This window comes from Deinococcus hopiensis KR-140 (genome assembly GCF_900176165.1).
Taxonomy (GTDB): Bacteria; Deinococcota; Deinococci; order Deinococcales; family Deinococcaceae; genus Deinococcus; species Deinococcus hopiensis.
This window is the reverse complement of sequence record NZ_FWWU01000009.1, coordinates 2,018,563-2,030,521: the sequence shown is the minus strand read 5'-3', so window position 1 is coordinate 2,030,521 and position 11,959 is coordinate 2,018,563. Positions and strand designations below refer to the sequence as shown.

The 11,959-nt window shown below is 67.1% G+C and carries 13 protein-coding genes; 7 read left to right on the top strand and 6 right to left on the bottom strand.

Annotated features, from left to right (window positions below; translation table 11 throughout):
- Nucleotides 1-219: 219 nt before the first annotated feature.
- Entirely contained in the window at nucleotides 220-636 is a 417-nt protein-coding gene (locus B9A95_RS23385) for a hypothetical protein (protein WP_084049468.1), read from the top strand.
- Between the two features lie 19 nt (nucleotides 637-655).
- On the opposite strand, the gene B9A95_RS23380 is transcribed toward B9A95_RS23385, so the two are convergent.
- The gene (locus B9A95_RS23380) at nucleotides 656-1,795 is read right to left on the bottom strand and encodes an acyl-CoA dehydrogenase family protein (protein WP_084049467.1); all 1,140 of its coding nucleotides are present in this window, start codon (nucleotides 1,793-1,795) and stop codon (nucleotides 656-658) included.
- Between the two features lie 249 nt (nucleotides 1,796-2,044).
- On the opposite strand from B9A95_RS23380, the gene B9A95_RS23375 reads away from it, so the two are divergent.
- Complete coding sequence (locus B9A95_RS23375) at nucleotides 2,045-2,638, top strand: DedA family protein (RefSeq protein WP_425429965.1); 594 nt, start codon at nucleotides 2,045-2,047, stop codon at nucleotides 2,636-2,638.
- A gap of 69 nt (nucleotides 2,639-2,707) precedes the next feature.
- Here the strand turns inward: B9A95_RS23375 and B9A95_RS23370 are convergent, their stop codons facing one another.
- Nucleotides 2,708-3,349 (bottom strand): TetR/AcrR family transcriptional regulator, encoded by a 642-nt coding sequence (locus B9A95_RS23370; protein ID WP_084049466.1) that lies wholly within the window; start codon nucleotides 3,347-3,349, stop codon nucleotides 2,708-2,710.
- A 393-nt stretch (nucleotides 3,350-3,742) separates the two neighbouring features.
- Between B9A95_RS23370 and B9A95_RS23365 the strand changes: the two genes are divergently transcribed.
- Complete coding sequence (locus B9A95_RS23365) at nucleotides 3,743-4,228, top strand: anthrone oxygenase family protein (protein WP_084049465.1); 486 nt, start codon at nucleotides 3,743-3,745, stop codon at nucleotides 4,226-4,228.
- Nucleotides 4,229-4,249: 21 nt separating this feature from the next.
- On the opposite strand, the gene B9A95_RS23360 is transcribed toward B9A95_RS23365, so the two are convergent.
- Nucleotides 4,250-5,314, bottom strand: coding sequence for a lipid II:glycine glycyltransferase FemX (locus tag B9A95_RS23360; protein ID WP_084049464.1), 1,065 nt, complete (start codon nucleotides 5,312-5,314; stop codon nucleotides 4,250-4,252).
- 88 nt (nucleotides 5,315-5,402) lie between these two features.
- Here B9A95_RS23360 and B9A95_RS23355 point away from each other — a divergent pair, with 88 nt between their 5' ends.
- A complete protein-coding gene (locus B9A95_RS23355; protein WP_084049463.1) occupies nucleotides 5,403-6,404 on the top strand; it encodes a peptidylprolyl isomerase in 1,002 nt (333 codons plus the stop codon).
- A gap of 78 nt (nucleotides 6,405-6,482) precedes the next feature.
- Here the strand turns inward: B9A95_RS23355 and argJ are convergent, their stop codons facing one another.
- Both argJ and B9A95_RS23345 read right to left on the bottom strand, forming a co-directional pair.
- On the bottom strand, nucleotides 6,483-7,661 hold the full coding sequence (gene argJ, locus B9A95_RS23350) for a bifunctional glutamate N-acetyltransferase/amino-acid acetyltransferase ArgJ (RefSeq protein ID WP_084049462.1): 1,179 nt from the start codon (nucleotides 7,659-7,661) through the stop codon (nucleotides 6,483-6,485).
- A gap of 328 nt (nucleotides 7,662-7,989) precedes the next feature.
- A complete protein-coding gene (locus tag B9A95_RS23345; RefSeq protein ID WP_084049461.1) occupies nucleotides 7,990-8,571 on the bottom strand; it encodes a hypothetical protein in 582 nt (193 codons plus the stop codon).
- Nucleotides 8,572-8,793: 222 nt separating this feature from the next.
- On the opposite strand from B9A95_RS23345, the gene B9A95_RS23340 reads away from it, so the two are divergent.
- The 3 genes from B9A95_RS23340 to holA all read left to right on the top strand — a co-directional run bounded on the left by B9A95_RS23340 (nucleotide 8,794) and on the right by holA (nucleotide 11,158).
- A complete protein-coding gene (locus tag B9A95_RS23340; protein ID WP_084049460.1) occupies nucleotides 8,794-9,312 on the top strand; it encodes a hypothetical protein in 519 nt (172 codons plus the stop codon).
- A 107-nt stretch (nucleotides 9,313-9,419) separates the two neighbouring features.
- The gene (locus B9A95_RS23335; protein WP_245808452.1) at nucleotides 9,420-10,250 is read left to right on the top strand and encodes a serine/threonine-protein kinase; all 831 of its coding nucleotides are present in this window, start codon (nucleotides 9,420-9,422) and stop codon (nucleotides 10,248-10,250) included.
- Entirely contained in the window at nucleotides 10,241-11,158 is a 918-nt protein-coding gene (gene holA / locus B9A95_RS23330) for a DNA polymerase III subunit delta (RefSeq protein WP_084049458.1), read from the top strand. Before B9A95_RS23335 ends, holA begins: the two co-directional genes overlap by 10 nt.
- A gap of 95 nt (nucleotides 11,159-11,253) precedes the next feature.
- Here holA and B9A95_RS23325 read toward each other — a convergent pair whose 3' ends face one another.
- Nucleotides 11,254-11,889 carry a CBS and ACT domain-containing protein gene (locus B9A95_RS23325; RefSeq protein WP_084049457.1) on the bottom strand — a complete coding sequence of 212 codons (636 nt, stop codon included), beginning with the start codon at nucleotides 11,887-11,889 and terminating at the stop codon, nucleotides 11,254-11,256.
- Between the last annotated feature and the right edge of the window lie 70 nt (nucleotides 11,890-11,959).

Here is an 11,959-nt window from a genome sequence, read left to right as displayed (position 1 = left end):
GGGAATCGGCTGCCTGACTGTGAGCGGCCGATAAACAGTATTTCAGGTGGGCCCACTATCCGGTGGAGGGGAAGGGAAGTCAAGCGCGGGAGAGACGCTCTACGTCCCGGTCTGCGCAAGACCCTTCGTCGGCGCTCTGTCCGTCCAGCCAGATGTTCAGTTCACCCGTAGACCTCTTGCTCCGGGTTCTCCCCCGCTTCTCCCTATACTCCGGGCATTATGGGTTTTGCCGCAGTAGCGCTGCTCAGCAGCGTCGTCTTTCTGGTGCTCCCCTTCGCGCTGGTCCGGACCATCCTCCGGGAGTACGGGGAGGCGTCGGTGCCCGAGCGGGAGGCGCTGCTCCTGGCCCTGCGGGCGCTGCTGCTGTTCGGCTGCACCCTGGTGGTGGTTCCGTTTTTCATCTATGGCGCCACGGCCGCCCTGTGGTTGCCCATTGCCGCCGCCGTCCTGCTGCTCACGGTGGTGCCTACCCCGATGCTGCTGGTCAGTCTGTGGCGCCTCCGGCAGCTGAGGGCCCTGGACACGTCCCGCCTGCGCCCGGTCAGGGCTTCGCTCTTTCTGACCACGCCGGTGTCACTGCTGGGAGGCTGGTGGGCCCTGAGCATCTTGCAGCTCGTAATGAACGCCAAAGGCTAGGACCCGGCTCCGCTCTGCCCTATTTCAGCAGGTTGCGCGCAATGACCACGCGCTGAATCTCGTTGGTGCCCTCGTAGATCTGATTGAGTTTCACGTCGCGCAGCAGCTTTTCCACAGGGTACTCGCCCACATAACCGTATCCGCCGTGCACCTGAATCGCCTCGTTCGCGGCGTCGAAAGCCATTTCCGAGCAGTAGGCCTTGGCAATCGCGCTCTCGGTGCCGTGGGGCTGGTTCTGGTCCGCCAGCCACGCCGCTTTCATGTACATCAGTCGGCCCGTCTCGATGCCCATGGACATCTCGGCGAGCTTGAACTGGATCGCCTGAAACTGAGCGATGGGGCGTCCGAAGGCGGCCCGCTCCTTGGCGTACTTCACGCTCTCGTCCAGTGCCCGCCGGGCAATGCCCACCGAGCCTGCCGCCACCGGAATGCGGGTTTTGTCGAGCGTCTTCATGGCGATTCGAAAGCCGTCGCCCAGTCCACCGAGCTGGTTCTCGCGCGGCACCCGCACGTTCTCGAACACGAGTTCGGAGGTCAGCGAAGCCCGCTGGCCCATCTTGTGTTTGATCTTGTTGTACGTGAAGCCCGGCGCGTCCTTGGGCACCACCAGGGCCACCGTCGCCTTGTGCCCCCCCTGACGGTCGGTGGTGGCGAACACCACCGTCACTTCGGCCACGCCGCCGTTGCTGATCCACATCTTCGTGCCGTTGATGACCCACTCGTCACCATCGAGCACCGCCGTGGTGTGCATCGCCGCCGCATCGGAGCCGTTGTTGGGCTCAGAAAGCGCGAAGGCGGCCAGGCTCGGTTTCTCGGTCATCGGCCCCAGGAAGCGCTGCTGCTGCTCCTCGGTGCCGCCCACCAGGATGGGCGTGATGCCCAGTTCAGAGGCCATCAGCACGGTATAGATGCCCATGCAGCCGTAGGCGAGCTCCTCGCCCAGCAGGCACTCGTCGAGCATGCCCAGCCCCAGGCCGCCCGCGTGTTCGGGAATGGCGACGTTCAGGAGGCCCACCTCAAAGGCTTTTTCCACCACCTGCCAGGGCAGCTCCTCGCGCTGATCGTACTCGGCGGCGATGGGAATGATTTCCCTGCGTGTAAAGTCGCGGGCGAGTTGCTGAAGCTGCTTTTGCTCGTCGGTGAGGGTAAAGTCGATCATGGTGGAGGCTCCTGGGAGGAAACGGGGGCGGCGGGGGAGCACGGGTGGGAAGGCTGGTGGAACGCCCCTCCAAGCACTTTGCTGAACTGGGTTCAATTTATCACGGTGCCTTACGCTCTGGGGAGCGCGCGGCGGTTCGACTTGCCGCGTGTCCCGCTTCCCTGACAAGATGGACCTCCACGTGAAGGTCCTTCCCGCTCCTCCCACTTGGCCGCCCTTCCCTCCATTGCCGGTTTTCCGATGACGCAGGTGGCAGTGCCCCTGCCGGAATGGCTGACTGCCTTGGACCCCCTGTGGCTGAACGCCGCCACTTTCGGCCTGATGTTCGTTGAGGGTGCGGGCGTGCCCGGTGTACCTGGCGTCCTGCCCATGCTGGCGCAGGCCGCGCTGATCACCGAGGGCAAGACGGGGTACGTGGACGCCGTGTTCTGGGGCGCCCTGGGCAATCTTCTGGGCAGTCTGGCCGGCTACGCGCTGGGCGGCTGGATTCTGACCCATCTGCCGCCGCGCTGGCGCGCCTGGGCCGGGCACGGCCGCACCCGCCGCCTGACCGAGAAGACTGCTCCCCTCCTGATCGCCCTGAGCCGCAGCGTCGGTTCTCTTCGCACCCCGGTCACCTGGACCGCCCGCACCTTGGGGGTCCCGTTTTCCACCTTTGCCGGGTGGTCCCTGGTGGGGGCGTTGCTGCACGTGGGACTGTGGCAGTACGCCCTGTGGAAGTTCGGTGAGGCGGCCCTGCAGGTCTTTCGCCGCGCCGAGGTCCACCTGGCACCCCTGCTGCTTGTGGCCGCTGTGGTGCTGCTGCTGGGCTGGGTCTGGCGGCGTGAGCGGGGGCGGCTGTAGGCCAGCCCCGGCTTCAGGTACTGGAGCGCGGATTCTGAATCATTCGTTCCCCGGGCGGCGACCAACCCCTCACGGTTCTTCGGACAAGGCCCTCAGGGGTTCGCCCAGCACGCTGCGTTTGAAAGTGGTGATCAGCGCTTCTCCACGGGGCCGGTCCTGGGTGATGGCCAAGCGAACGGTGGTGGCGAGGAGGTGCATGACCAGCAGCGCTGCTGTTTGGCGCTGGTTTGGCTCGCGCTCCGGGTAAAGCCGGGTGAGGACGTCCACAAGCATATGGGTGTGCGCCTCAGCGTCCTCGGTTTCAAGCGCCTGCAAGGCCTTGTCCGTCTGGGTGGCGGCCCAGAGGTCGTGCATCACGGGCTCTTCGAGATACAACTTGTAAAATCCATCGGTGATCCGCTGCAGGGCGGGCGGGAGGTCGGCGCGAACCTGCACGCCCGCGAGCTCGGCCGACGTGCAGGCGCGGCCCAGCGCGTTGTACTGCTGGGCCAGGGTCGCGATGAGGGCCCCTTTGTCTGCGAAGTACTGGTAGAGCGAACCGATGGGAATACCGGCGTGCCGGGCCACCTCACGCATCTTCAGGTGGTCGCTTCCCTGCTGCTCGATCAGGCTGCGGGTGCTCGCCAGGATGCGGTCCACACGCTCTCGGCTGCGGCGCTGAACGGGCAGGCGGTGCCCGGGGAAGTCTGCGGGTGGGTTGGACGACGGCATAACGCTCCTTGACGTCCAGAATATGAACAAATATCATCTTTTTCAAACATGAGCAGTGTTCATGTTTTGGAGGATGGGTATGCACCGAAGTGAAGCTTCTCTCCAAGCGCCCATTTCCGTGATCGGTCGCAGCGGCAAAACTGGATGGGGCGTCACGCCACTTTTCACCGGACCGGGACGACGGATCCGGCCCTGCCAACGGTTCAGCGGGCAAGGGTTCCAGAAAGCCTTGGCTGCCGCACAGGACCGGAGCACTCGGCTGTTTCCCCAGCAGCGTGGAGCCGGCGAGGGTTTCGTCACCCTGGCGGAGCAGCACGTGCTGCTCCGCCAACCGCGTCACTTTGCCGCTGTCCCGCCGCTTGCCGCCGGTGGGATACGAAAGGAAGGCTCCTGATGCCCCGGTGGATGACCCTGCTGACCCTCACCACGGCGCTGGGCAGCGGTCTGGTGGCGGGCACCTTCTTCGCGTTTTCGGGTTTCGTGATGCCGGCCCTCGCCCGCCTTCCCGCCGCTTCAGGCGTGGCGGCCATGAACGCCGTGAACACCACCATCTTGACCTCACCCTTTATGCCCGTCTTTATGGGTTCGGCGCTGGCCTGCCTGGTCCTGGCAGGCGCGGCCCTGTTTGCTCCGCGTGAGCCCTCCAGCTTCTGGCTGCTCGGCGGTGCCCTGCTCTACCTGGTGGGTTCACTCGGCGTCACTGCCCTGCGGAACGTGCCCCTCAATGACGCGCTGATCGCCTCCACGCCCCGGAGCGCCGTCTCCCTCTGGCCACATTACCTGGAGAGCTGGACACTGTGGAACAGCCTTCGGGCCGCCGCTTCCCTTCTCGCTTCTGCCGCCCTGATCCTCGCCGTTCTTGCCGGGAGAGGCGAATGATGGCTCTGCGCGGCCTCGGCCCTAGAGCACGTCGTCCGCGTTTCCCCGCTTGCGCAGGTTGTTCTGCGTCTTGCGCCAGCGCAGGGCCCTGACGATGGCGGGCGCGACGGGGTTCAGGTTCAGGTCGTAGGCGGGATACCACACCCGCTGCTCGGAGAACTTCAGCTTCATCTTGAAGACGCCGTAGGAATGCTTTTCCTCGTCGAGTTTGCGCGGAATTCCCCAGAAGTCGAACAGGGTATAGCCCCGGCGCTTGGCGTCCAGCATGGCGTTCCAGTAGAAGGCGTCGGGGGCCTTCACGTCCTTGTGGGGCGTGCCGTCCTCACGCAGGCGGTCGTCACGCACGCTGCCGCCGAAAAGGTAATAGGTGCCGGTGCCCATCGCCAGGAAAAATCCCCCGGCGAGCGCCTTGCCCTCGTGCCGCGCGAGCACGATATAGGCCTCGCCGCCGTACGCGTTGCCCTCGCGCAGCATCGTCTCGTAGTAGGCGCGCGGAAAGGCCCCGAGTTTGGCCCGCTCGTTGGTGGCGGTAAAAATCTCCCAGAACGCCTCGAAATCGTCGTCCCGACCTGCCACCACGCCGAGCTTCCCCGCGGTGCGGACGTTGCGCCGCGCCATTTGGTTCAGGTCCGCAAACATCTCGTCCTCGCTGCGGGTCAAGTCCGCGACGATGGTGTGCTCGGGCTGCTCGCTCTCGGCGCGGCGGAAAGGGCCGTATTCTCCCGGAACGGTCACGGTGTCGTCGGCGGGAATGGGGGAGGGCGGCTCAATCTTGAGCAGGGTGTCGGTGGGTTTGGCGATTTTCCGCACCGCCTCCGCCACGTCCGGCAGCAGGTCCAGCGATTCCAGGGCCGGGCCGCGTGGGGCGTACAGGGTGCTCAGGCCGGGCACCAGGCGTTTGCGGATCAGCTGCAGCGCGCCCACGGTCTGCCCATTTCCCTGAATCAGGTAGCGCACGGGCACCTGTCCCAGTACCCGCCGCGCCTCGCCGTAGCCCCAGCCCTGCAGCGCGCTCGTCAGGGGGAGCGAGCGCACGGCGTCGTCATAGGCGCGGGGGTTGGTGGTTTCCGAGAGGGTCAGGCGCATCGGGGGGGATTGTAGCAGGGGGCGCGGCGGGCTTTACCTGCCGCTGAGCCAACCTGCCCCGGCAGGTGCGGGACGCTACAGTGAGAGAATGAGACAGACGCTTTTGACGCTCGCCCTGCTGCTGGGTGGCGCGGCCCTCGCCCAGACCGACACGACGCCCGCCACCACGACCCCTCCGGCGGCCACAGAGGCGGCCAAGCCCTACCAGCCTGTGGACGCCGCCGCCGTTGTCGCGCAGGTGGGCGGCCAGGGCCTGACGGGGGCCGACTTCGAGCGGGCCTTTCGCATCGCGGTCGCCCGCGTACTCAATTCCCAGGGCGTGCCCTACAGCACCGACATGCTGGGTGAATTTACCGAGGCGCGCGGGGAGTTCTTGACCCAGTTCGCCCGGGACCAAGCGGTGTACCAGCTGGCCAAACGCTCGGTGCAGGCCACGCCTGCCCAGGTGGACGAGCAGCTCGCCAAGGCCCGCGCCAATTTCTCCAGCGACGCGGAATTCGCCGAGGCGCTCAAATCCACCGGCTACGCGGACGAGTCGGACCTGCGCGCCGAGATTGAGCGGCAGACCACCGTGCAGGCGTACCTCGACGCCCTCAAGCCGCGCTTCACGTTTGGGGACGCCGTGGTGCAGGGCTTTTACAACCTGAACAGGGCGGCGTTCACGCGGGAAGCGCAGGCGTGCGTCAAGCACGTCCTCGTCAAGACGCAGGCGGAGGGTCAGACGGTGCTGAAGGACGTGCAGGGCGGCGGTGACTTCGCCAAGATCGCTCAGGAAAAGAGCCAGGACCCCGGCAGTGCGGCACAGGGCGGTGACCTGGGCTGCATCGCGCCCGGCGACACGGTCGCCGCCTTCGACAAGGCGTCGTTCAGCGGGCCGCTGAACCAGCCGCAGCTCGTGCAGACCGAGTACGGCTGGCATGTGCTCGTCGTTACCAAGCGCACCGACGCCGGCCTTACCCCCCTGACCGAGGCCGCGCCCCTGATCCGCGAGCAGCTCGCGCGCAACGCCGCCCAGAAGTATGTGGACGCCCAGATCGCCCGCCTGGGCGTGAAGACCAGTCCCGAAGTGCTTGGTACGCCGAGCAAGTAGGCGTCAGCAAGAAGCCCAGCAGGGGGGTTGTCCGTGCTGGGCCTTCTTCTTTTCGGTCACGGCTCGCTGCTGGCCAGTTTAGGTCGTGTAGTCCGCGTTGATGCTCACGTACTCCGCGCTCAGGTCACAGCCCCACGACTCGCCGCTGGCCTCGCCCACGCCAAGGCCCACCTCGAACACCACTTCACCGGCCTTCATGCTCGCGCTGACGGCCGAGTCGTCGTAGGGAAGGGGCCTGCCCGCGAAGACGGGGATGCCCTGAACGCTGACGGTCATGCGCTCTACGTCGACCTCGGCTCCCGAGCGCCCCACAGCCATGATCACCCGGCCCCAGTTGGGATCGTTGCCGTGAACAGCACTTTTGAGCAGTGGCGAGACACAGCAGGTGCGGGCGGCGCTTAGGGCCTCGGCTTCGCTGCGCGCCCCCGAGACGCGCACGGTGAGCAGTTTCGTCGCGCCTTCGCCATCGGCAGCGATCTGCCGGGCCAGCTCGCGCATCACGCCTTCCAGCGCCGCCAGAAATTCCGCCGGGTCCACCTCGCCCGCCTCTCCGTTGGCCAGCACCACGGCCATGTCATTCGTGCTGGTGTCGCCGTCCACCGTCACCGCGTTGAACGTGCGGTTCACAATGCCGGGAAAGGCACTTCGCAGCGTGTCTCTATCCACCCGCGCGTCGCTGAAAGCGAAGGCGAACATGGTGGCCATGTCCGGGTGAATCATGCCGCTGCCCTTGGCGGTGCCCACGATGCGCGCGCCACCGCTGAGGGTAACGGCGGCGGTCTTGGGATGGGTGTCGGTCGTCATGATGGCGGCGGCGAAGGGGGCCACCTCCGCGCGGAGTTCCTCGGGCAGGTGTTCGGCTCCGCTGAGCACCCGGTCCATGGGCAGCAGGTGGCCGATGATGCCGGTGCTGGCGGTGAGCACGCCGTCCTCAGGCACATTCAGCACGCTGCCCACGGCGTCGGCCAGGTCGGCGTTGTCGCGTGCGCCCCGCTGCCCCGTGGCGGCGTTGGCATTGCCCGCGTTGACCACCAAGGCGCGTACGGGGCCGTCACCGCTGAACAGGGCGCGGTTGCGCGTCACGCACGCCGCCGCGGTGGTGGAGCGGGTGCCCGCGAAGGCCCAGGTACAGTCCGAATCGCTGACCACGCAGCTGAGGTCCGTCTTGCCGCTGGGCTTGATGCCCGCCGCGAGGGCCGCCGCACGAAAGCCCTGGGGAAAGGTCAGGTCCTGCGTTCCTTGTGCCGTGTCCGTCATGGCCGCATGGTAGCGGGCAGGGCCAGAGGGTGGAGCAGTATGGACTGGGCAGGACGTGCCGTGGGGAATCCGGCCCTCGAGCTCGGGCAAAAGGTAAGGTTGGGGCCGCTCCGGCCTGTCGGGCGGTTGACACCGTTCCACATTCAGCGGATTCGTTCTCATCGGGGCCAGGGCCAGCCGCCCGCTCTCCACAACGAACCGTAGAAGCTGCTGAGCAGGGTGTTCAGGAAGGGTTTGCTGCGCGGGGACTCGGACACAGAAGCGCGGGAGCGCGCCGGGTGTGCCCCAGATGCTGCTCCGCAGCCTCAGGCCAGCCTGGCGCCCCAGGCTACCGGCCACAGCAGGGCGTGGAGAGTAAGCCTTGCCGGGTGTAGGAATCAGCCTGACACCGCTCCAGATGTCCCTCCCTGAGCGCCCACCGCGCAGTGCCGGGAAGGCTCGGCGCTCGGCTGAACACCGTATTCGCTTCCCAGCAGGAAAGGCCGGGACAGGCGTTCATCAGACTGACGTGGCCCCGCTCGGTGACGGTCATCACGGCGTTGCAGCCCGCGCGCAAGGTGGGATCGTCGGGGTGATCTGACGGGATCAGGAGCGTGGCCGGGTTGCGGCCCAACTGGTCGACCATCGGCGATTCGGCCGTGTATGTGCGCGGCTCACCCAGAGCGCACTGTGTGCCCCCGCGCAAAACTGGCCGGTCGAATCGGCGGGCGAATGGCGAGGCCGAACTGCGCGCCTTGCAGGTCCCCAGCTCCGGGGTGTGTCTCCGGCCAGACTGGTCGGCAGCACCAGCACCTGCGCGCCCCAGACTGCGGGTGACGGAAGTGACGTTGCGGACATTGCCCTGGATACCCATGGTCCCCGACGTGCTGGTCAGAATGCGCGCGGGCCACAGCCCCAGAAACGCGGACATGCGGATATCAGAAGGCGAGCAACGTCTTAAGGGCTTTCCTTCAGAAAGGCTTTATCAGGCGAACACCAGACGAAAAGCGGCATCAGGACGGTTTTTTTGTGCCACGCGGTTGTAAGGTTTTTGAAGTCTTTGCTCTTGTCCTGACGCCAACGTGACGCCCTGCCTACCTTCCTCACATGCTCTTTACGGTGCTTCTCAGGAGAGGCGGGTAGGGTGAGGGCAATGAAGACTGTGCTGCTGGCCCTCACGGTGACCGCCCTGCTCTCGAGTGCGGTGGCCGCACCCGTCAAACTCGGCTCTTTGCCCGTGACGCTGGAACCCAACGCCAAGCTGCTGACCCTAAACGAGGCGGGCATTGTCAAGGCCTTTCCCTCGGTGGCGGGACGGCCCGAATTCGTCTTTCTGACCGAGGACCGCAAGGTCAGCGTGGCCTTCGAGTGGCGGCAGGGCAAGTTGACCCCGAACCAGGTGCCGGACCTCGTGGCGCAGTTTCCGGCGGTGATTCGCGCGCAGGTGCCCAACGTCAAATCCCTCAAGGCGAACGTCTTGCAGATCGGCGGAACGCCCTGGGCGCAGTTCGTGTTCACGACGCCCACCCAGGGCGACGAACTGCGGCGCGAGCTGCTGATGACGAGCGCCGAGGGCCGCATCCTAGTCGTGACGATTGCGGGCAATGTCAAGGACTACAGCCGCAACGAGGCGGTGCTGCGGACCCTGACGGGCAGCGTGCGGGTGAACTGAGTCCGCTGGCCCGGGACCCGCCCATACAGGATTAATGGAGGCGAGGACGGGCCGCCGGAGCAGACCGTGTGCCCGTTTCTGCGCGCCTGCCCCCTAGAATGCACATCGTGCAAGACGACGCCCCTGCTCCCTCCTCTGCGCGGACCGCCACGCCCCGGGTCCTGTCGCGACACGGCGGCGTGCAGAGCGAGGAGGGCGTTCACGCTGGTCAGCCCGCCTTTATCAAGACCTGCCTGACCGACGAGCCGCAAGTTACGGCCCGTTTTCTGCAAGAAGGCCAGATCGCCGCTGGGCTCAGCCACCCCCTGATCGTGCCACTGCTCAGCGCCAGCCCGCGCCGTCTGGTCTTTCCCTGGATCAGCGGCGTGAGCCTGCGCGAACGGCTCGAACGGGGCGCGCTGCCGCTGCCGGAGGCCCTGTCGGTGGTGTGCGGCGTCCTGAGCGCCCTCGTCTACGTTCATGCCCAGGGGGTGACCCACCAGGACGTGAAGCCCGAGAACGTGCTGTTGGCCGGGGGACAGGCCGAGGCCGGAGCCGTTCGCCTGACCGATTTCGGCATGAGCCACTCGCGCGCCCTGGGATCGGACCTACACGAGGGCACCCGCATGGGCACGCCGCACTTCATGGCTCCCGAACAGTTTCGGGGGGTGCGGGGCGACCCGCGCAGCGACCTGTACTCCGCCGGGGTGCTGCTGTTCGACTGCCTGGCCGGACACCCGCCCTTCCAGGACGCCCTGGGCTGGCTGACTGGCCTCTCGCCCGAGCGCGCGCCGCTGCCGGGGCCGCCGGAACTCCACCCCCTGCTCGACGCCGCCCTGAGCCGCGACCTCGACGGGCGGCCCCAGACGGCTCAGGACATGCTGCGGAGGCTGCGTGAGGTGGCCCGGTTCTTGGGTCTTGAAGGCTGCTGTCCGGAGGATGAGGACCCGTGCCCTTAATCGCTTTCAGTGGTAACCGCTTTCTGGCTGAGGAGACGCTGCGCGACGTCCTGAACGCCCGCGGCCTGCAGGTGCGCGACCTGCCCCGGCTGGCGGGAGAGGAGGTCACGGCCGCAAACCTGGAGCCGCTGCTGATGCCCAGCCTGTTTGGGGACGGCGGCGTGGTAGTGGACTTCGCTGGCGTCAAGCCCGACAAGGCGCTGCTGGAACTGCTCGCCTCGGCGCCCGTCACCGTGGCGGTGCTGGACGAGGCGGCTCCCGCCGGGCGCGTCAAGCTGTACGAGGCGCGGGGCGAGCACCGCCCCGCGCCCGCTCCCCAGAAGGCCGGCGAGGTGGCGGGGTGGGTGACAGGCCGGGGCCGGCAGATGGGCCTCAAGCTGGACCGTGAATCGGCGGGGTACCTTGCGGAAGTGTTTGGAGCGGACCTCACCGGGATCGCCGGCGAGCTGAACAAGCTCGCCCTGCTGGACCCACCCCTGACGCCAGACCTCGTGAGGCGGGTGGTGGGCCGTGAGCCGCCGGGCGACTCCTTCGCCATGCTGGGCGCGGCGACCACGGGTCATCCGGGCGAGGCGGTAACCCAGCTGCGGCGGCTGCTGGCCTCCGGGGAAGACCCCTTCCGCCTGATGGGCGCGGTGGTGTGGCAGTACGGCCTGGTGGCGCGCTGCGTCGCACTCCTGAAAGACGCAGCGGAGACCGGCGGTGGCCGCGTGACGGAGGCCGCCGCCGCCCAGCGCCTGGGCATCAAGCCCTACCCCGCCAAAAAGGCACTGGAGGTGGCCCGCCGCCTCAGTGAGGCCAGGATTCGCGCTCACCTGGAGCGCATCCTGGAAGCGGACCTCGCCATGAAACGTGGCCTAGACCCGGGCCACGCGTTGGAGCGCCTGATCGTGCAGCTGAGCCTGTAAGGGGCCGAGTGCGCTGCGCACAGGGCCGCGCCTCTGCCCGGTCATCGCCAAGGCCGCTCGCTCAGAAGGCAGGGAGAGGGTTGGGCCCGTCTTTCTCAGTCACCCACGTCAATGCCCGTCTCCTGCACACGCCTGCGGGCGTCCCGGGCACCCTCGCCAGTCACGCGCATCACAAAGCGGCGCCGGGGCTGGCCTTCCCGGGTGGTGTGGCCGTAGGTCGCCACGCTAATGATGTTGCTGGGCTGTGCGGCGCTGGCGGCGCGGGCCAGACTGCCGGGCAGGTCAGGCATGTCCAGGGTCAGGCGGGTGCCACCTTCGCGGAGGCCCATGATGTCGATAAAGGCGCGCAACACGTCGGTAATGGTGATGATGCCGGTCATGCGCCCGGCGTCGTTCAGCACTGGTAGGCCGCCCACGCCATGCTCCTGCATCCGCAGCGCCGCGTCTTCCATGTACTCGCCCTCGGCGGCGGTAATCACGGGCCGGGCCATCATCTCGCTGACCGTCAGCTTGCTGAGCAGGTAGTTCAGTTCCCAGACGCTCAGGGTGGTCGCCTTGCTGGGCATGGCGTCCTTGAGATCTTTACGGGTGGTGATGCCGATCAGGCGCCCCCCCTCGACCACCGGCAGGCGGCGAAAGCCCCGTTCCTTGAGGATCTTGAGGGCCTCCATCACGGATGTGTCCGGCGTGACGGTCATGGGGTCCTGGGTCATCCAGTCGCTGACGAGCATGGCCGTAGCTTACCCTGAGCCTCCAGCGCAGGCACAGATGATGCTCGCCTGATCCCAGGTGTGAGAAAGC